Here is a 17957-nt window from a genome sequence, read left to right as displayed (position 1 = left end):
GTAGGGTTGGCTTCGAATGTAACCATTATGAGTCTTAGGGATAAGGCGAAAAGTCTGAGAATGCACAAAGTTATATGAGCACAACACCTGTAGAACGTGAATACTTCCTCGACTCGATCCGGGCATGGCTGATGCTATTAGGGATCCCCTTCCACATTTCACTGATTTACTCCAGCCACACCTGGCATGTTAATAGTCAAATGCCCTCCTGGTGGCTGACGCTGTTTAATGACTTTATTCACGCCTTCCGCATGCAGGTGTTTTTTGTCATTTCAGGTTATTTCTCTTATATGCTGTTTCTGCGCTACCCCATCAAGCGCTGGTGGAAAGTGCGCGTGGAGCGCGTCGGCATTCCGATGCTCACCGCCATTCCTCTGCTGACGCTGCCGCAGTTCATCATGTTGCAGTACGTAAAGGGTAAGGCGGAGAACTGGCCTAATCTGTCGCTATACGAAAAATACAACACCCTGGTTTGGGAGCTGGTGTCCCACCTCTGGTTCCTGCTGGTGCTGGTGGTCCTTACCACGGTCAGCGTGTTGATTTTTAGCCGCTTTCGCCGCCATTTAAGCGACAAAGCTAACGCCTTTTTCGCCAGTATCACCCTGGGAAAACTGTCGCTGCTCTTTTTGCTGCTTGGCATCGCCTATGCGGCAGTGCGACGGACGCTGTTTATTGTCTATCCGCCGATTCTGAGCGACGGATTATTCAATTTTGTGGTGATGCAGTCGCTGTTCTACATCCCCTTCTTTTTAATCGGGGCGCTGGCCTTTATTTATCCGAAGCTTAAGTCGCTGTTTACGACGCCCTCACCGTGGTGTGCTTTTGGTGCCGCCATCGCGTTTGCGGCCTATCTGTTAAATCAGCGCTACGGCAGCGGCGATGCGTGGATGTATGAAACCGAGAGCGTCATTACCATGCTGCTGGGCCTGTGGATGGTGAATGTGGTCTTTGCGCTGGGCCACCGGCTGCTTAATTTTAAGTCCAGCCGCGTCACCTATTTCGTCAATGCTTCGCTGTTTATCTATCTGGTGCACCACCCCCTGACGTTGTTCTTCGGGGCCTATATCACACCGCATATCGCCTCTAACACGCTGGGCTTCTTTACCGGGCTGGTTTTTGTGATTGGAATCGCCATCGTGCTTTACGAAATCCATCTGCGGATACCGCTTCTGCGTTTCCTTTTCTCCGGGAAACCGCAGGTAAGAGCATCATAAAAAAACGCGGCGCACTCAGTGCGCCGCGTGTGTTTCAGGTCTCTAATTCCTGTCCGCGCTGGGTCAACAGCCGCTGATAAAGATGCAGTGTCTCCTCATCGAAACAGACAAATGTCACTTTTTCGGGCATCGGTTTAAGCGACAGGTAACGATACACGGTGTCTACCGCAATCGTCGCTGCGGCAGCTTTCGGATAGCCATAGACTCCGGTGCTGATGGCCGGAAACGCCATGGTTTTATAGCCATTATCAGCGGCCAGACGCAGGCAGTTTCGGTAGGCCTCTTCGAGGATACTCGCCTCATGCCGATCGCCGCCATGCCATATTGGCCCCACGGCATGAATCACCGCTTTCGCGGGAAGATCGCCCGCAAGCGTAATAACGGCATGACCCGGTGGGCACTCCCCCTGTTGCTGACGCACAGTCTTGCAGGCTTCCAGCAGTTGCGGTCCGGCAGCCCGGTGGATAGCGCCATCCACGCCACCGCCGCCCATCAGTGACGGATTGGCTGCATTGACGATCACATCAACGTGCATCGTCGTGATATCGCCATGAATAACGTCAATTTGCGGTTTCATAAATACCCTCTGCTTCCCGCCATTTTCTTAAGTGTATCGCAGAGGTACCCGAGAGAAAAAACTATCGGGAAAAACCTCTTCCGCCGTAAAGCGGAAGAGCACACATCAGCGGTACTGAATTTGTACCACCGCGAGCGTTTTTTCAGGATTGAGGTACTTCATGCTGAGGGTGGCAAGGCTGGTATCGGTCACATGGCCATTAAGTGCATCTTCATAACTGACTATGCGCGTATGAATCCGGTTATTTTCCGGGCATGACAACGCAAACTGCCGCGTTTGTGCAGTCACTTCACAGGGGTCGGCGACAATCGCGCCGCGAAAATGAATGACCCCACCCTCAACAACCGTCGCCGCAAAAACCGGGGTTACAAAAAGAGAAACGAGCAGACTAAAACCAGAAGCGAGTTGAGCGATATATTTGGTCACGTGTATGTACTCCTCAATGAAAATCGTCCTTGAGGGGTAAAAGCGCTCCATTAAAGCAAACGTAGTTTCACGTTCCGGAACTTAGTTGCTCAGTTCCTGTTATCAGCATAGCTCAACGGTGAAGGCATGCCACATTGGCAAATCATTGATTTTATGAATGATTAAAGCCTCTTCTCCGGCGGTGACCACTGCTGTGATAAATGAAGCGATTTACCATCAGAGACGGTGACAATAATGTTCACCGTATCCCCCGTACCAATATTTAAACTCAGCCGCATTAAATCGATCGTCTGATTAGCGGGGATAAAAAGCCTGTTTTGCTGGCGTGATGTACTTTGACCACTCTGCCCTTCCCGTTCAGCCACGATTTGTACCAGACAATCACACGGCGTTGTCAGCGTAACCTGGGGAATAATGGTGGTCATATCGCCCTGCTGCGATGTGTTAAACGTTATTTGACTGGAAAGCGCGGCAAGGAGAATTAAGGTATTCATGATGCACTCCCGAAAAAAAACAGGGCTGAGGCCCTGTTTTTTTGTAGCACAGATTTCAGTATTAATACTGATAAGCTGCAGCGTGGTTACCAAAACCAATCTGGGTAACATTGACCGTAGAATTAGACGCAGTCTGATCAACCATTGCGCCGTTAAATCCACCGTACTGGCTCACATTCATTGTGGAGTCGTGACTGTTCCATTGATCAAGCGTTGCGCTGTTGGCAAAACCATTCTGAGTCAGAGAGATGGTGCTGTCGTCAGAACCTTGTCCAACATCTGCGCCATTACCGCCACCGCTCTGGCTAATAGACAGCGTTGAATCTCTGGCATTGGTCTGCAAGGCGACAGCTGAGTTACCGCCACCGTTCTGGTAAATATTCAGGGTTGAATTTGGGCCATTACCGCCTTGACCATGGCCATGACCGTGTCCATGGCCCCAGCCACCTTGATCAATGAGACCGGCCATAGCACTACCAGAAACGACGATTGCTGCAAGAGCTGCCACTTTGATAAATTTCATGGTAAAACCCCCATCGGATTGATTAAAGTCGCCGCGAATAACTAACGTTGAATAACGCGAATTGCCATTTGCGACTGTTTTTGCACTACAACTGCGTTTTTCTGTGTACCGTACTGCGTGATGCTTGCCCTATTACCCGACCCTTTCTGGATAATTTTCGCACTATTACCAAATCCATCCTGCGTAATATCTGCATCATTCGCAAAGCCGCTCTGAGCAATATACGCAATATTATAAGTCCCTGATTGATCAACCCGCGCCCTGTTACCTGACCCATCCTGGGAAACGATGGACAATAATTTTGAACCGTCCTGGCGCACTTGAGCGTCATTAAGTACACCCTGTTGACCAACAATGGCTGCCTGATTTAATGATGTACGGCTTAATTCATTTACCGCAAAGTTATATTCAGAGGTAGCCAAATCTGAATTCGCCGCGGTGACAACCCCAGGCGCTCCCAGTAATGTAAACATCATAAATAACGATGTGTTTTTCATGTTGCCACCCTGGACCTGGCTGTTTTAAAAGACTTCAGGTTAGAACAACGCATATTTTGTTAACGCGTCGTTACGGTGAAGAGTATGTCTGCCGAAACACGTTAAATATCTCACCCGCGCGGCTTATTTTTATTTTACAGGTCACCTCAAAGTATTAATTCCTGAACAAAAATAGTGATAAGCGAAGCCATTTAATTTTTATAAAGCCTTATCCATCGCAAATGGGTGAAACATCGCAGCGGCTGTTCCGACGCGAGAGAGGAAGGGTTAAACGTAACGACAGGATGACATTAACGTTAACGTGTGACACAAGACGCGATTTCTTAAGGCGAAGCGGCATTCATTCCGTAGCTTAGATTTTTTTTGAAACTCATACTTTAAAATTTCTGAAAAAGAATAGCATAAAAACATTAAAATCAGTCACATATAAATATTTGTATGATATTTAAAATCTATGCAGCGTTATTTATCTGTACAACTTTCTCATCAATTAAAGGCGTTTAAGAAGGTGTAATTTCACAAATTAATATTGATTTTTACATCTTGTTACACGTTTAACACTTGCTTTAAACTTCGTAAAAGCTAGATTGAAATTAGATGTACGAAATTCGTTTTATATTTCCCTCCCTTGTGGAGGTTATGGTTTGATTCTACACACAGCAGCGCAACATCTGTCAGTACTTCTGGTGTCCTCTTTTCGCAGGAGGACAACTGCCAGGTGTCATAAAAAAGTGGGGTTTCATCATGTATAATGAAGTCCATAGTTTACATGGTCATACATTACTGTTGATCACAAAACCTTCTTTGCAGGCGACCGCTTTATTACAACATTTAAAGCAATCTTTATCACTGAACGGGAAATTGCATAATATTCAACGTTCTTTCGATGATATTGCACCTGGCTGCATTATTCTTTTCGATATGATGGAAGCGGATAAAAAGCTCATCCATTACTGGCAAGATACTTTGAGCAGGAAAAACAATAACATCCGCGTGTTATTATTGAATACGCCTGACGAGTATCCTTTCCGGGACATTGAAAGTTGGCCGCATATCAATGGCGTGTTCTACGTCACTGAAGAAGAGAATCGGGTGGTAGAAGGCCTGCAAGGTATCTTGCGAGGAGAGTGTTATTTTTCGCAAAAGCTGGCCAGCTACCTTATCACGCACTCCGGAAATTACCGCTACAACAGTTCAGAGTCAGCACTGCTAACGCACCGCGAGAAAGAGATCCTGAACAAATTGCGCATTGGTGCTTCAAATATTGAAATCGCCCGTTCGTTATTTATCAGCGAAAATACGGTAAAGACGCACCTTTATAATCTTTTCAAGAAGATAGCTGTTAAAAACCGAACTCAGGCGGTTTCATGGGCAAACGATAACCTCAGGCGTTAATCACATGAAACGCACCATGAGTTGGATTGCCGCAGCGGGCTTTCTGCTCGCTGCCGGGAACCTGAAGGCCGTCGAGGTCGAAGTTCCCGGATTGTTAACGGACCATACCGTCTCTTCTGTCGGACACAATTTTTATCGTGCCTTCAGTGATAAATGGGACAGTACGTATCCTGGAAATATAACAATCAACGAGCGGCCCAGTGCACGATGGGGAAGTTGGATAACAATAACGGCTAATCAGTTCGTTATTTATCAAACATTTTTATTTCCCACCAAAATAGACTTCGATAAAAACGTAGCCTTGGCGCTGGCGCAATCAGAAGACGCTATTAATCGCATGCAAATAGACAAAGCGCTATTAAGCACAAGAGATTTAGCAAAAGACGAGTTCTAGCGAACCTATATCCGGAGGCTGTCATGCGTATTGCATATGCAGTTGTTTCGATAATGCTCATCACCCCATTAAGCTGGGCCGGGAATATGACATTCCAGTTCCGTAATCCCAACTTTGGTGGTAACCCGAATAATGGGGCGTTCATGTTGAATGAAGCCCAGGCGCAAAATTCTTATAAAGATCCCAGCTTCAAGGATTTTAGCGTGGATACGCCATCTGCACTGGACAACTTCACCCAGGCGATCCAGTCGCAAATTTTGGGCGGTTTGCTGACCAATATCAACACCGGCAAACCCGGCCGCATGGTGACCAATGACTTCATTGTCGATATCGCCAACAGGGACGGGCAGCTCCAGTTGAACGTTACCGATCGTAAAACCGGAAAAACCTCAACCATTCAGGTTTCCGGTTTACAAAATAACTCGACTGACTTTTGAACAACCCCAAAATAAGGACAACGATCATGCAGCGCTTCCTGATACTTGTTGCAGTGTGCTTATTGAGCGGTTGTTTAACTGCTCCACCTAAAGAAGCTGCAAAACCGACATTAATGCCTCGGGCTCAAAGTTATCGTGATTTAACCCATTTGCCTGCCCCGACAGGTAAAATATTTGTCTCCGTCTACAACATTCAGGATGAAACCGGGCAATTTAAACCTTACCCGGCAAGTAACTTCTCTACGGCAGTACCGCAAAGCGCCACCGCCATGCTGGTGACCGCGCTGAAAGATTCGCGCTGGTTTATTCCACTGGAACGTCAGGGGCTGCAAAACCTGTTAAATGAACGAAAAATTATTCGTGCGGCGCAGGAGAATGGTACCGTTGCAGATAATAACCGCATGCCGCTGCAATCTCTGGCTGCGGCGAACGTTATGATTGAAGGGTCGATTATCGGTTACGAAAGTAACGTGAAATCTGGCGGTGCTGGCGCACGTTATTTTGGTATCGGTGCAGATACCCAGTATCAGCTCGACCAAATTGCCGTTAACCTGCGTGTCGTTAACGTCAGTACCGGGGAAGTGCTCTCTTCGGTAACCACCAGCAAAACCATACTCTCTTATGAAGTGCAGGCCGGGGTGTTCCGCTTCATTGACTATCAGCGTCTGCTGGAGGGTGAAATCGGTTATACCTCTAACGAGCCGGTGATGATGTGCCTGATGTCAGCCATTGAAACCGGGGTTATCTTCCTGATAAATGATGGTATCGACCGCGGGCTGTGGGATCTGCAAAACAAAGCAGACGTGCAAAACCCGGTACTGGTGAAATACCGCGATATGTCGGTTCCTCCGGAATCCTGACAGGACGCGCATAAAAAAGGCGAGATAGTTATCTCGCCTTTTTTTATTCACTCACCGCTGGCACGTTTTGCGCTTTTTCTCGTCGTGCCGCCAGCCACAGACCACTGTTCTTCATGGCATAGCCAAACAGCAACCCCAGCGCCAGCGAGGGGACCACCAGCTTCCAGTCACCCTGCCCCGCAAAGGTGGCACACGCCCCCATAAAGGTGCCGGGTACAAACGACAGCAACAGATGCTTTGCCTGAACGCACATCAAAAAGGCGACCACGCCCGTCATGATATAGCCGAGGATTTCCAGATGCGGAGCGAGCGCGCTGCCCTTCATGATAACCAGCGCCCAGATAACGCCGCTCATCAGCGTGCAGCCAGAGATAAAAAGCCCTTTGATCCCGCCCTGCGGGCAGGCGAAGTAGGCCGTGCAGCCAAGAAATCCAGCCCAGCTGAGCAGTCCGAGAGAGACGGCCACCCATCCCCAAAGTCCGGAGAGGATACCTGTTGTGAGTGCGATACAAAGTAATATGTTCATGGCGCGCATCTTAGCAGAAGCGCGCCATGGAAATGAGATCAGAAGCACATTATATGCAAGATGATGCGTTGCGTTGCAGAACTAATGTGACCGTGATCACTCTTCATTCTCTTCTTCCAGCTCATCCCACATTGCAGCGATGGCGTCACGCGTCAGGGGAGCCAGCGTTCTCCAGAATGGCGAGGTGGCATGCGCTTCAACTTTCCCAAGGAATGTCCCGACCCACGGCAGCAGGTACATTTCGAACAAGGTTTCGATGGCTTCGTTCTCATCGTCACCGGCGTGGTCCTCAATCCAGGATGCGGCCAGCAGCAGCGTACCGATATGATCGGCAGGCGTGTCGGTCAGCGGCATGCCGCGCTCTGAAAGAAAAGCGCGCACTTCCGCTTCCGTTGCCCCTTCCTGCCAGGCAGAGCGGTAAGGTGAAACACGGCACTCTTCCCCCACAAACAGCGCGTTGTAATCTGTGGAGATTTGCTGCATGTCGCAGCTTTTCTGCAGTCGCTCCAGTAAATCATCCTGTTCCAGCGGCCAGTTCTGCGCCAGTTTCCCTTCACGAATTAATGTAAAGAGCGGGACCAGCAGCGGGTCTTGAGGCTGGCGGTAGTACAGCGTACCCAGCACGCGGCAAAGGATGGAAAACTCATTCATTTTTTTATTCCATTACACAATTAAAGATCGGCAAATTCGGCAATCGGTTCCATTCCGCGTGACTCAAGGAAATCGAGCATGCGACGAGGGGTCACGTTCAGGATTTGCGCTTCCGGGAAGTTAACATCATTCAGCACTTTCAGGCACTCGCTGAAATCACCCAGTGTGAACGCAGTATGGGAATCTGAACCCAGCGCCACCATGCCTCCGGCATCACGCACTGCGGCCGCCACTTCGCGGCAGTTCGCTTCACTGCCCTTACGCGAGTGCACGAAGGAGGAGTTGTTAATCTCCAGCGCCACGTGATGCTTCGCTGCCGCCTGCGCGACAGCCTGAATATCGATTGGGTACTTCGGGTTGCCGGGGTGGCTAATAATATGCACGTTGCCGCTGGCAATGGTGGCAATCATCGCTGCGGTATTGGTTTCTTTATCCTGAGGCGCAAAGACAGGTTCATGGAAACCGGCGAGAATAAGGTCAAGAGATGTCAGCATCGGGCCGGTGCAGTCGATCTCACCGTCGGTATTTTTAATGTTCGCCTCAATGCCACGCAGTATCCCAATACCGTCCACCAGGCGTGGCCAGATCCGCATATTCACAAAATGCCAGTAGTGCGGCGCATCCGCCATATCCGGGCCATGATCGGTGATCGCAAAAAGCCTGATGCCCTTGAGCTTCGCTTGTGCAATGTAATCATGGAGGTTGCTATACGCGTGGGTGCTGGCGACGGTGTGCATATGCAGGTCAACGGGATACATCTCTCTCTCCTCTGCGGTTTTTCCAAAGGATAGCAGTTATCTGCTGCGATTATTAGCAAAAACCCGGCTAACGCCGGGTTTCACTCAGTAGCCGCGCGTTCTGTCGACCTGCCCGGTCACCGCGTTGCCCTGCTCTATCTCACTGATGGTGTGCGTAATATAGGCCACCGCCTCTGCCGGACGCGTCACGGCGGCGACGTGTGGGGTCATCGCCACGCGCGGATGTGCCCACAGCGGGCTCTCTGCCGGCAACGGCTCGCGGCTGTACACATCCAGCATCGCGCCTTTCACCTTGCCACCCTCAAGGGCCTTGAGGAGATCGGCTTCCACCAGATGAACCCCGCGCGCCAGATTCATCACGTAACTCTGATCCACCAGCTGATTCAGAAGCGCGCTATTAATAATGCCGACCGTTTCCGCCGTATTCGGCAGCAGATTGATCAGTACGCGCGTCCCCTTCAGAAACGCCGGGAGTTCATCTGTTCCGGCAAAACTCTCAACGCCAGGATAGTTCTTGCGGCTGCGGCTCCAGCAGCGCAGCGGGAAGCCCCACGGTGCCAGCGCTTCCGCCACTTTTGAGCCGAGCACGCCCGCCCCGAGGATACCGATGGTAAACTCTTCACGTTGATATTCTGGCAGCGGCTCCCAACGGGATTGCAGTTTTAAGGCCTGATAATCGTCAAAGCGCCGGAACCAGTGCAGCACCTGACTCACGGCATATTCCTGCATTTGCTGGCCCATGCCGGTATCTTCCAGGCGGAACAGGGGGATCTCCTCCGGCAGCATTTCAGGGTGCGCTTTCAGTTTGCTCAGAATGGAATCCACACCGGCACCGAGGGCAAAAACGGCCTTCAGCTTGCGCCCCTGGAGCATCTCGACCGGGGGATGCCAGACCAGCGCGTAGTCTGCATGTTCGTTATCACCGCGCTTCCATTCACGCACGCGCGCCCCCGGTAACGCTGCCGAAAGTGCCTTAATCCAGTAAGCCGTATCAAAAGTGGGGTGATAGAAGATAATATCCATACTCATTCCTGCCTTTTTTGCGCTGTTTTATTTTCATTTTCAACTGGATTGCCAGCATAACAAATTTATCGCCGGACCGCGTTGCCGATAAAAAAGGCGCTTTCAGCACATTTAAGAATCATGTTGTTTGAAGTTTGTCTAAATGCGCTAATTTACTGAAAAAGTGTGTTGACGGCTGTTCGGCTTTTCCTTACATTAGCGCCCGTCCCGACAACAACGGGATGACAATATGGTGAGGTGTCCGAGTGGCTGAAGGAGCACGCCTGGAAAGTGTGTATACGGCAACGTATCGGGGGTTCGAATCCCCCCCTCACCGCCATATTCAAGGCAAGAGCTCGTACGAAAGTAGGGGCTTTTTTCTTTTATAGTCTCCGAAAAGGGGGATGAGAACCTTGAGCCCCCTGCGCTCTTCATGTCGGGTGGCGCTGCGCTTACCCGACCTACAAAAAACTACTCTTCAACCATCCGTGCATACTCTTCTGTAAGAAAATCCACCAGCGCCCTGACGGACGGCAGTAATCCGCGTCTTGATGGATAAACCGCATGAATCACTTCTCTTTTTGGCTCCCACGCCTCCAGCACCCGAATCAGCTCTCCTGATGCCAGCTGATCTTTCACCATCAATATCGGCAGTTGCACCACACCGATCCCCGCCATGGCCGCTTCACGCAGCGCCAGCATGTCGGTGGTAATCAGGCGCGGGGAAAAATGGATTTCTGCTTTCGCGCCTTCCGGGCCGCATAATTGCCATTTATGGATATGCTTACCCTCGCCCATACTCAACCCGGGCCAGGCGTTGAGTTCTGACGGCATCGACGGTTTTCCCAGGCGTTCAATCAAGGCCGGGCCCGCGACCAGGCAATGTCCCCGGTCGGCAAGCACCCGTAATACCAGATCGCTGTCATCAAACGGACGGGGACGCACGCGGATCGCCACATCCACACCTTCCCCCACCAGATCAACCCGCCGGTTCGTTGCTTCCAGCTGAAGGTTGATCCCGGGATAGCGCACCATAAACCGCGCCAGCATCGGGCCGACATGCACATGCAACAACGTGACAGGACAGGTGAGCCTGACGATACCGCGCGGTTCCGCCTGCAGCGCGGCCACGGCTTCTTCCGCCGCTTCCGCTTCAACCATCATGGCTTTGCAGTGTTGATAGAACGTCTGCCCGACCTCCGTTACCGTAAATTGTCGCGTTGTACGTTGAATTAACCGCACGCCGAGCCGCTCTTCAAGCTGCGCAATACGGCGGCTCAGTCTGGACTTAGGCAGATCGAGTGCCCGCCCTGCTGCTGCAAAACCACCGTAGTCGACCACTTTCACAAACCACACAAAGTCATTGAGATCCTGCATAAATCCTCATCGTTCTATTTTCAGAACAGTGAATGCCATTTTCACTCTCTACCGGAACATTAACTCAGAATATAAGCTAATTACATCAACAGAACATCAGGAGTTCATCATGAAAAACGTAACAGGCGTCTATACCGCCCCCCGTCAACACTGGGTTGGCAATGGTTTCCCGGTGCGTTCGATGTTTTCTTATCAGACACACGGCGAGTCGCTGAGCCCGTTCTTACTGCTGGACTACGCAGGCCCACATACCTTCCCGGCGGACGGCACAAAACGCGGGGTGGGCGAGCATCCGCATCGTGGTTTTGAAACGGTCACCATTGTCTATTCCGGCGAAGTGGAGCATCGCGACTCCACCGGCAGAGGCGGCGTCATTGGTCCGGGCGACGTGCAGTGGATGACAGCCGGTGCAGGCATTCTGCATGAAGAGTTCCACTCCAGCGCGTTCGCGCACAAAGGCGGAGAGCTCAAGATGATGCAGCTTTGGGTCAACCTGCCGGCGAAAGACAAAATGGCCACGCCGGGCTATCAGAGCATTACCAAAGCCGATATCCCGGTGGTGACGCTGCCCGACAACAGCGGCTCGCTGCGGGTTATCGCTGGTCACTACGACGATGTTAGCGGACCGGCGCATACCTTCTCACCGCTGAACGTGTGGGACATTGCCCTCAACCAGGGCAGCCACGTCACGCTGAGTCAGCCAGAGGGCTGGAGCACGGCGCTGGTGGTGCTGGAAGGCCATGTCACGGTGAACGGTACGGCTCACGCGGGAGAAGCACAGCTGGTGGTCATGAGTCAGGAAGGTGACAGGTTACACCTGGAAGCCAGCAGCGATGCCAAAGTACTGCTGATGGCCGGTGCGCCGCTGAATGAACCGATTGTGGGCTACGGCCCGTTCGTGATGAACAGTAAAACCGAAATCAATGAAGCCATTCGTGATTTCAACTCCGGCCGTTTCGGCCAGATCTAACCGTAATAAAGGAGATGAACATGTCTACACCTGCCAACTTTAATGGAGCACGTCCGATCATTGATGTGAACGATGCGGTGATGTTGCTTATCGACCACCAGAGTGGCCTGTTCCAGACCGTCTGGCGATATGCCGATGCCAGAGCTGCGTGCCCGTGCGGCGGCTCTGGCGAAAATCGCGACGCTTGCGAACATCCCGGTGATCACCACCGCTTCCGTCCCGCAGGGCCCGAACGGTCCGCTCATCCCGGAAATTCATGCCAACGCGCCGCATGCACAGTATGTGGCACGTAAAGGGGAGATCAACGCCTGGGATAACCCGGAATTTGTGGCCGCGGTTAAAGCCACCGGACGTAAGACGTTGATTATCGCCGGTACCATCACCAGCGTCTGCATGGCGTTTCCGTCGATTAGCGCAGTGGCGGATGGCTATAAAGTCTTTGCGGTGATTGATGCGTCCGGTACTTACAGCAAAATGGCGCAGGAGATCACCCTGGCCCGTGTGGTACAGGCGGGCGTAGTGCCAATGGATACGGCGGCTGTTGCCTCTGAGATCCAGCGGACATGGAACCGTGAAGATGCGGCCGAGTGGGCAGAAGTCTACACGCACATTTTCCCGGCGTACCAGCTGCTGATCGAGAGCTACGGTAAGGCGCAGGAAGTGGTGAAAAACAGCGAAGCGCTCGATTCACAGCGTTAAGCGCCCGTGCTGTGACCAAAGCTGATTAAGGCTTAACCGAACACGCATTAAAGCTGAAAATCTGCTTGACCGTTTTAGCGCAACTCCCTATAGTAGCGCCCCGTTGCCCCCCAAGCGGTCAGGCAGCAAAACAATATGGTGAGGTGTCCGAGTGGCTGAAGGAGCACGCCTGGAAAGTGTGTATACGGCAACGTATCGGGGGTTCGAATCCCCCCCTCACCGCCATATTCAAGACAAGAGCTCGTACGAAAGTACGGGCTTTTTTCTTTTATAGTCTCCGAAAGGGGGGATGAGAATCCCCGACCGGGGTTCGACAAAGACAGTTCAGCAACGTAGTCGCCTTATTCGCCGGGTGGCTCTAACGCTTACCCGGCCTACAAGACCCATGGGCCCGTAAATTAATACGGGCTACCACGATTAATTGTTCAGTTTCCCTGCGTTCTGCTCTCTCACGACAGAAGTCGTCTGTTCTGGATTCGCAGCAGGTTCATCTTTACGCTCTTCCAGCCAGTAATCCGCGTTTTTAATCCCCAGTCGAATCGGGTCAAAGTGCGGATCCACCCCCTGCGCATTCTGAATTTCATAATCCTTAAGGCTGGCAAACGCTTTTTTATGTAAAAGCACAATGGCAATAATGTTAAGCCATGCCATCAGCCCTACCCCAATATCCCCCAGCCCCCATGCCAGATCCGCCGTACGAACTGTGCCATATACCGTTGAAGCCATCAGGCATAATTTGAGCACGAATGTCAGCCATGGACGGTGAATTTTACGGTTGATGAAGGCGATATTGGTTTCAGCAATATAGTAGTAAGCAATAATGGTCGTGAAGGCAAAGAAGAACAGCGCAACAGCAACAAAGTAATTACCAAAGCCTGGCATCATACTTTCCATTGCCGTCTGCACATAGCCAGGCCCTGCTGCCACGCCGGAAATACCGGTATAGAGTGCAGCACCGTCAATGCCCTGCACGTTATACAGACCGGTGATCAACAGCATAAACCCGGTCGCCGAGCAGACAAACAGCGTGTCGATATAGACCGAGAAAGCCTGAACCAGCCCCTGCTTCACCGGATGGCTCACTGCCGCCGCGGATGACGCATGCGGCCCGGTACCTTGCGCCGCCTCATTGGAATAGACCCCGCGCTTAACGCCCCACATGATAGCCTGACCAAGAATGGCACCAAAACCAGCTTCCAGACCAAAAGCGCTTTTCCAGATCAACAGAATCACACCAGGAAGCTCGGTAATATTAATGGCGATAATAACGCAAGCCACAATAATATAGCCGAGCGCCATAAACGGAACGACCATACTGCTAAAACTGGCGATCCTTTTCACACCACCGAAAATAATAAAACTTAACAGTACGGCAAGTAATGCTGCCGTGACATTTGGATCAAGCCCAAATGCAATATCCAGGCTGGCACCAATCGAGTTTGCTTGTACCCCTGGCAGTAATAAACCGCAGGAGAAAATGGTGACGACGGCAAATAACCATGCATACCATTTAACGCCTAATCCTTTTTCAATATAAAAGGCAGGACCGCCACGATATTCACCGTTGATTTTTTCTTTATAAACCTGGCCCAACGTAGATTCCACAAACGCAGAGCTGGCCCCCAAAAACGCCACAATCCACATCCAGAAAAGTGCGCCCGGTCCACCGAAGGTAATAGCGGTGGCGACGCCAGCAATGTTCCCGGTCCCTACACGCCCTGCCAGCGTCATCGTCAGTGCCTGGAACGACGATACACCAGCATCGGTAGGACGCCCCTGAAACATCAAGGTAATCATATGTTTTATATGACGTAACTGCAAAAAACGACTACGTAATGAGAAATAGAGGCCGACACCCAGACATAAAAATATTAACGCCGGGCTCCAGATAACACCGTTAATTGCACCAACCAGTTCGTTCATGTATGACCCTCAACGTGATGTTCCAGGGAAACGGTTCCCCATGGGATTTTCTTGTTAGAATGTTGTTTGAATCAGTACGAAACATAGAGAATTAGACACAATACACCAACTTAATTTTCACATCTTAGTAACATTATGTGACAACATTCACGTTTAAATTTGAGCGAACAATTAGCGCGATCATGATATTCATGGGTACTTTGTGGATATTATAAATACACATCACATTTCGCTGAGCGTGATAAAAAACCAGCGTCAAAAATGAATAACCGACATGATGAATTCCGCAAGACAGGCAATCTTTTAAAAGACAACCAGACGCGAGTCGTGAGAAGAAATAAACGAAGCTTCCCGGCATTACGCCGGGAAGGGATGACAGGTGAGCGGTAAAACGGCGATGTTTTACCGTCAGTCGGAATAGACTTCCAGCGTGCGCTGGCACAGCGCCGACCGCACACAATCTTCTTTGGTAAAGCGTACTACCCCAATCATGTCGTCTTCCTCAAAACGTGACATGGCGTCGCTCAAGCCGGATTTCACGCCGGATGGCAGGTCGCACTGGGTAATATCGCCATTGACGATAACCGTCACGTTCTCCCCGAGGCGCGTTAAGAACATCTTCATTTGCGCAGCGGTCACATTCTGAGCCTCGTCAAGAATGACGACCGCATTTTCAAATGTACGTCCGCGCATATAGGCGAACGGCGCGATTTCCACCTTGCCAATCTCTGGTCGCAGGCAGTACTGCATAAAGGATGCACCCAGTCGCTTCACCAGCACGTCATAAACGGGCCTGAAGTAAGGGGCAAACTTCTCCGATATGTCACCGGGTAAGAAGCCGAGATCTTCATCAGCTTGCAGTACCGGACGGGTAACAATAATTCTCTCCACGTCCTTATGGATCAGGGCCTCCGCTGCTTTGGCTGCACTGATCCAAGTTTTCCCGCATCCGGCTTCACCGGTTGCAAAGATGAGCTGTTTACTCTCGATAGCATTCAGGTAGTGCGCCTGAGCCTCATTGCGCGCCACAATTGGGGAATTATCACGGCTGTCCCGCGCCATGCCAATTGCTTCTACGCCACTCATCTGCACAAGCGAGGTGACCGATTCTTCTTCACGCTGTTTATGACTACGTGAATCCCGTCTCAGCACACGTTTTGCTTCGCGACGAGCTTTGATCACTGCTTTTTGTCTTCCCATGGATAGCACCTTGAGTTGTTGGTATTCATCACACGCGCCAGTTTCGGCACGATTATGCGCACGAACATCAGAGGGTTGGCTTCCTTGTAAGCCATTGCTTGCCTTGCCGGATGACGATACAGAATAGCTACGCGCACCATTCTGCACGTCGGTAGAATCTGGTTTCTGAATAGAAGGGGAGAATTTAGTGGTGAGGAAATCGCTGCCGGAGTCTGAGCCTCCGCGCCGGGTACTGCGGTTGTTGTGTTTACCTTGTCCAGTACAGGACGATACCATTCGCGATCTCCATAGTGATTCAGCATCACTGCCGGGAACTACCGCTGTCTTATCTTAAGTACATCAGGGATTATCATAAATGCAACATTTATTTTACCTGAATGCAACTTTTAAGACTGCTCCTGTAGTTGAAAACAGTCTCATACAGGAATATTACAGAAATATAACAGAGGGATAGTCATATGAAAAAATAATGTCCCCACGAACTATCGCAGGGACAATTATCAGGCTTCTATCAGCCCTTGCGCGAGCCAGGCGTTCGAATCGCGCACGCCTGGCAGCGCGAAGAAATAGCCGCCGCCGATAGGTTTAACGTACTCTTCCAGCGCTTCGCCGTTTAACCGCTTCTGCACGGTGAGGAAGCCCTTCTCCAGATCGTGCTGATAGCAGACAAACAGCAGCCCCATATCCAGCTGACCGGAATTGGTCACCCCCAGCGAGTAGCTATAGCCCCGGCGCATCATCAGGTTTGACTGCGTCTCTTTGGTGCGCGGGTTCGCCAGCCGGATATGGCTGTCCAGCGCAATGGTATCGCCATTAGGATCGCTGGCGTAATCCGGCACATCATGCTCGTGCTTCATGCCAAGCGGCGCCCCGCTCTGCTTGTCACGGCCAAAGATCGTCTGCTGCTCTTTAAGCGGCGTGCGATCCCAGAATTCCACATGGAACTGAATCACCCGCACCGCCTGATAGCTCCCGCCGACGGCCCAGGCAGGCTCACCCTGATCGGCTGTGACCCAGACGACCTCTTTCATTAGCGCGCCGTTGCTGCTGTCCGGGTTGGCGGTGCCATCCTTAAAGCCCAGCAGGTTCACCGGCGTCTCTTTGCCTTTGCTGCGGGCAGCATGGTCAGAGATAAACCCTTCCCGCTTCCAGCGCACGCTCAACAGATCAGGCGTGTGTTTGATGATATCCCGCAGAGCGTGGATCACCGTGTCCTGCGTGTTAGCGCAAATCTGCAGGAGCAGATCGCCGTGGCAGAGAGCAGCATCCAGAGAATCATTCGGGAAACGCGTCATTTTTTGCAGCGCTTTCGGCTTCTGTTTTGCCAGCCCGTAACGTTCATCAAACAGCGATTCGCCCAGCGACACCGTAATGGTCAGATTATCCGGGGCGATGAACGACCCTAAGATCCCCGAGTCCATAGGCGGCAGTCGTGGATTTGGCGTTTCTGGCGCCGGTCCCCCTGCAGTCAAAAACGCGATGCGCGTGGTCAGCAGGCGAAACAGGCGCTTCAGGTCAGCTTTATCACTTGCCAGCGAATCAAAGGCCACCAGCATCATGGAGGCCTGCTGTGGTGTCAGAATGCCCGCCTGATGTTCGCCATAGAAAGGCTGCGTCTCCATACGGGCATCCGGTGACAGCGTACCGGGCGCACTTTGCGGTTTTACCGCATGCGCCACCGGACACCCTCCGGCCAGGGCAAATGCGCCCCCCAGCGCCCCTACCCCTTTCAACAACCGACGACGTGACGGTTCTGCCACGTCGTATTCGTCATGCTTGTTCATCGTGCTTAGTCCAGACCCAGTACGCCACGCAGCAGGGAGAGATCTTCCGCCAGGGTAGTAATCGGGCCTTTCAGCGCGTTACGGTCGGCGTCGGTCAGTTTGTCGTAGGTTTCAAACCCGTCTTTGGTGCGGTACTTCGCCAGAATGGTGTCGACTTTCTTAAAGTTGGCATCTGTAGATTCAATTGGTCAACGGAACAACCATGTGAAAACATGTGGTTGCGGAGGATCGTTTGATGAAACGTACATTT

The 17957-nt window shown here is 51.4% G+C and carries 19 protein-coding genes, 2 tRNA genes and 2 pseudogenes; 9 read left to right on the top strand and 14 right to left on the bottom strand.

Annotation, left to right across the window (positions count from 1 at the left end; genetic code table 11):
* Positions 1 to 74 precede the first annotated feature (74 nt).
* A complete protein-coding gene (gene mdoC / locus HX884_RS16170; RefSeq protein ID WP_013097165.1) occupies positions 75 to 1214 on the top strand; it encodes a glucans biosynthesis protein MdoC in 1140 nt (379 codons plus the stop codon).
* Between the two features lie 34 nt (positions 1215 to 1248).
* On the opposite strand, the gene ymdB is transcribed toward mdoC, so the two are convergent.
* From ymdB to csgB, 5 genes are all read right to left on the bottom strand, one after another.
* On the bottom strand, positions 1249 to 1791 hold the full coding sequence (gene ymdB, locus HX884_RS16165; RefSeq protein ID WP_045295774.1) for an O-acetyl-ADP-ribose deacetylase: 543 nt from the start codon (positions 1789 to 1791) through the stop codon (positions 1249 to 1251).
* Between the two features lie 105 nt (positions 1792 to 1896).
* Positions 1897 to 2217, bottom strand: a complete 321-nt coding sequence (locus tag HX884_RS16160; protein WP_029881947.1) for a type 1 fimbrial protein — start codon at positions 2215 to 2217, stop codon at positions 1897 to 1899.
* A 161-nt stretch (positions 2218 to 2378) separates the two neighbouring features.
* The gene (gene csgC, locus HX884_RS16155; RefSeq protein WP_023620193.1) at positions 2379 to 2711 is read right to left on the bottom strand and encodes a curli assembly chaperone CsgC; all 333 of its coding nucleotides are present in this window, start codon (positions 2709 to 2711) and stop codon (positions 2379 to 2381) included.
* A 61-nt stretch (positions 2712 to 2772) separates the two neighbouring features.
* Positions 2773 to 3234 carry a curli major subunit CsgA gene (csgA, locus tag HX884_RS16150; RefSeq protein ID WP_023620194.1) on the bottom strand — a complete coding sequence of 154 codons (462 nt, stop codon included), beginning with the start codon at positions 3232 to 3234 and terminating at the stop codon, positions 2773 to 2775.
* A gap of 41 nt (positions 3235 to 3275) precedes the next feature.
* Positions 3276 to 3731 (bottom strand): curli minor subunit CsgB, encoded by a 456-nt coding sequence (gene csgB / locus HX884_RS16145; protein WP_178328479.1) that lies wholly within the window; start codon positions 3729 to 3731, stop codon positions 3276 to 3278.
* A gap of 744 nt (positions 3732 to 4475) precedes the next feature.
* On the opposite strand from csgB, the gene csgD reads away from it, so the two are divergent.
* From csgD to csgG, 4 genes are read left to right on the top strand one after another with little or no spacing between them, the layout of a single operon-like run.
* Positions 4476 to 5126 carry a biofilm master transcriptional regulator CsgD gene (gene csgD, locus HX884_RS16140; protein ID WP_023620195.1) on the top strand — a complete coding sequence of 217 codons (651 nt, stop codon included), beginning with the start codon at positions 4476 to 4478 and terminating at the stop codon, positions 5124 to 5126.
* A 4-nt stretch (positions 5127 to 5130) separates the two neighbouring features.
* Complete coding sequence (gene csgE, locus HX884_RS16135) at positions 5131 to 5520, top strand: curli production assembly/transport protein CsgE (protein ID WP_023620196.1); 390 nt, start codon at positions 5131 to 5133, stop codon at positions 5518 to 5520.
* A gap of 23 nt (positions 5521 to 5543) precedes the next feature.
* Positions 5544 to 5957, top strand: coding sequence for a curli production assembly/transport protein CsgF (gene csgF / locus HX884_RS16130; RefSeq protein WP_013097173.1), 414 nt, complete (start codon positions 5544 to 5546; stop codon positions 5955 to 5957).
* 26 nt (positions 5958 to 5983) lie between these two features.
* Positions 5984 to 6817 carry a curli production assembly/transport protein CsgG gene (gene csgG, locus HX884_RS16125; protein WP_028027948.1) on the top strand — a complete coding sequence of 278 codons (834 nt, stop codon included), beginning with the start codon at positions 5984 to 5986 and terminating at the stop codon, positions 6815 to 6817.
* A gap of 43 nt (positions 6818 to 6860) precedes the next feature.
* Here csgG and HX884_RS16120 read toward each other — a convergent pair whose 3' ends face one another.
* The 4 genes from HX884_RS16120 to ghrA all read right to left on the bottom strand — a co-directional run bounded on the left by HX884_RS16120 (position 6861) and on the right by ghrA (position 9775).
* The gene (locus HX884_RS16120; RefSeq protein WP_072200468.1) at positions 6861 to 7343 is read right to left on the bottom strand and encodes a DUF1097 domain-containing protein; all 483 of its coding nucleotides are present in this window, start codon (positions 7341 to 7343) and stop codon (positions 6861 to 6863) included.
* Positions 7344 to 7439: 96 nt separating this feature from the next.
* On the bottom strand, positions 7440 to 7994 hold the full coding sequence (locus HX884_RS16115) for a molecular chaperone (RefSeq protein WP_013097176.1): 555 nt from the start codon (positions 7992 to 7994) through the stop codon (positions 7440 to 7442).
* A 20-nt stretch (positions 7995 to 8014) separates the two neighbouring features.
* A complete protein-coding gene (locus HX884_RS16110) occupies positions 8015 to 8752 on the bottom strand; it encodes a phosphatase (protein ID WP_040019375.1) in 738 nt (245 codons plus the stop codon).
* A gap of 84 nt (positions 8753 to 8836) precedes the next feature.
* On the bottom strand, positions 8837 to 9775 hold the full coding sequence (gene ghrA, locus HX884_RS16105) for a glyoxylate/hydroxypyruvate reductase GhrA (RefSeq protein ID WP_040019373.1): 939 nt from the start codon (positions 9773 to 9775) through the stop codon (positions 8837 to 8839).
* Between the two features lie 231 nt (positions 9776 to 10006).
* Here ghrA and HX884_RS16100 point away from each other — a divergent pair.
* Positions 10007 to 10094 (top strand) — tRNA-Ser (locus tag HX884_RS16100).
* A gap of 131 nt (positions 10095 to 10225) precedes the next feature.
* Here the strand turns inward: HX884_RS16100 and HX884_RS16095 are convergent.
* Complete coding sequence (locus tag HX884_RS16095) at positions 10226 to 11131, bottom strand: LysR family transcriptional regulator (RefSeq protein ID WP_178328478.1); 906 nt, start codon at positions 11129 to 11131, stop codon at positions 10226 to 10228.
* A 109-nt stretch (positions 11132 to 11240) separates the two neighbouring features.
* Between HX884_RS16095 and HX884_RS16090 the strand changes: the two genes are divergently transcribed.
* From HX884_RS16090 to HX884_RS16080, 3 genes and pseudogenes are all read left to right on the top strand, one after another.
* The gene (locus HX884_RS16090; RefSeq protein ID WP_023622203.1) at positions 11241 to 12101 is read left to right on the top strand and encodes a pirin family protein; all 861 of its coding nucleotides are present in this window, start codon (positions 11241 to 11243) and stop codon (positions 12099 to 12101) included.
* Positions 12102 to 12121: 20 nt separating this feature from the next.
* Positions 12122 to 12800, top strand: a pseudogene (locus tag HX884_RS16085) (isochorismatase family protein).
* A 137-nt stretch (positions 12801 to 12937) separates the two neighbouring features.
* A tRNA-Ser gene (locus HX884_RS16080) sits at positions 12938 to 13025 on the top strand.
* A 192-nt stretch (positions 13026 to 13217) separates the two neighbouring features.
* Here the strand turns inward: HX884_RS16080 and HX884_RS16075 are convergent.
* From HX884_RS16075 to HX884_RS16060, 4 genes and pseudogenes are all read right to left on the bottom strand, one after another.
* Positions 13218 to 14723, bottom strand: a complete 1506-nt coding sequence (locus HX884_RS16075) for a sodium:alanine symporter family protein (RefSeq protein ID WP_038419085.1) — start codon at positions 14721 to 14723, stop codon at positions 13218 to 13220.
* A gap of 408 nt (positions 14724 to 15131) precedes the next feature.
* Positions 15132 to 15923 (bottom strand): phosphate starvation-inducible protein PhoH, encoded by a 792-nt coding sequence (gene phoH / locus HX884_RS16070; protein ID WP_013097183.1) that lies wholly within the window; start codon positions 15921 to 15923, stop codon positions 15132 to 15134.
* A gap of 500 nt (positions 15924 to 16423) precedes the next feature.
* A complete protein-coding gene (gene efeB / locus HX884_RS16065; protein ID WP_178328477.1) occupies positions 16424 to 17707 on the bottom strand; it encodes an iron uptake transporter deferrochelatase/peroxidase subunit in 1284 nt (427 codons plus the stop codon).
* A gap of 5 nt (positions 17708 to 17712) precedes the next feature.
* A pseudogene (locus HX884_RS16060) lies at positions 17713 to 17892 on the bottom strand (ferrous iron transporter); the annotation flags it as partial.
* Positions 17893 to 17957 lie beyond the last annotated feature (65 nt).

The organism is Enterobacter sp. SECR19-1250, from assembly GCF_013391025.1.
Taxonomy (GTDB): domain Bacteria; phylum Pseudomonadota; class Gammaproteobacteria; order Enterobacterales; family Enterobacteriaceae; genus Enterobacter; species Enterobacter cloacae.
Note: the sequence above shows the minus strand (reverse complement) of the source record. Positions and strands in the feature narration are given on the sequence as shown.

Coding starts and splice junctions, on each gene's coding strand:
- HX884_RS16120 (WP_072200468.1), bottom strand. CDS start 7,343: ATGAACATATTACTTTGTATCGCACTCACAACAGGTATCCTCTCCGGA.
- csgG (WP_028027948.1), top strand. CDS start 5,984: ATGCAGCGCTTCCTGATACTTGTTGCAGTGTGCTTATTGAGCGGTTGT.
- efeB (WP_178328477.1), bottom strand. CDS start 17,707: ATGAACAAGCATGACGAATACGACGTGGCAGAACCGTCACGTCGTCGG.
- ghrA (WP_040019373.1), bottom strand. CDS start 9,775: ATGGATATTATCTTCTATCACCCCACTTTTGATACGGCTTACTGGATT.
- csgA (WP_023620194.1), bottom strand. CDS start 3,234: ATGAAATTTATCAAAGTGGCAGCTCTTGCAGCAATCGTCGTTTCTGGT.
- ymdB (WP_045295774.1), bottom strand. CDS start 1,791: ATGAAACCGCAAATTGACGTTATTCATGGCGATATCACGACGATGCAC.
- csgB (WP_178328479.1), bottom strand. CDS start 3,731: ATGAAAAACACATCGTTATTTATGATGTTTACATTACTGGGAGCGCCT.
- csgD (WP_023620195.1), top strand. CDS start 4,476: ATGTATAATGAAGTCCATAGTTTACATGGTCATACATTACTGTTGATC.
- phoH (WP_013097183.1), bottom strand. CDS start 15,923: ATGGGAAGACAAAAAGCAGTGATCAAAGCTCGTCGCGAAGCAAAACGT.
- HX884_RS16095 (WP_178328478.1), bottom strand. CDS start 11,131: ATGCAGGATCTCAATGACTTTGTGTGGTTTGTGAAAGTGGTCGACTAC.
- csgF (WP_013097173.1), top strand. CDS start 5,544: ATGCGTATTGCATATGCAGTTGTTTCGATAATGCTCATCACCCCATTA.
- HX884_RS16115 (WP_013097176.1), bottom strand. CDS start 7,994: ATGAATGAGTTTTCCATCCTTTGCCGCGTGCTGGGTACGCTGTACTAC.
- HX884_RS16090 (WP_023622203.1), top strand. CDS start 11,241: ATGAAAAACGTAACAGGCGTCTATACCGCCCCCCGTCAACACTGGGTT.
- csgC (WP_023620193.1), bottom strand. CDS start 2,711: ATGAATACCTTAATTCTCCTTGCCGCGCTTTCCAGTCAAATAACGTTT.
- HX884_RS16110 (WP_040019375.1), bottom strand. CDS start 8,752: ATGTATCCCGTTGACCTGCATATGCACACCGTCGCCAGCACCCACGCG.
- csgE (WP_023620196.1), top strand. CDS start 5,131: ATGAAACGCACCATGAGTTGGATTGCCGCAGCGGGCTTTCTGCTCGCT.
- mdoC (WP_013097165.1), top strand. CDS start 75: ATGAGCACAACACCTGTAGAACGTGAATACTTCCTCGACTCGATCCGG.
- HX884_RS16075 (WP_038419085.1), bottom strand. CDS start 14,723: ATGAACGAACTGGTTGGTGCAATTAACGGTGTTATCTGGAGCCCGGCG.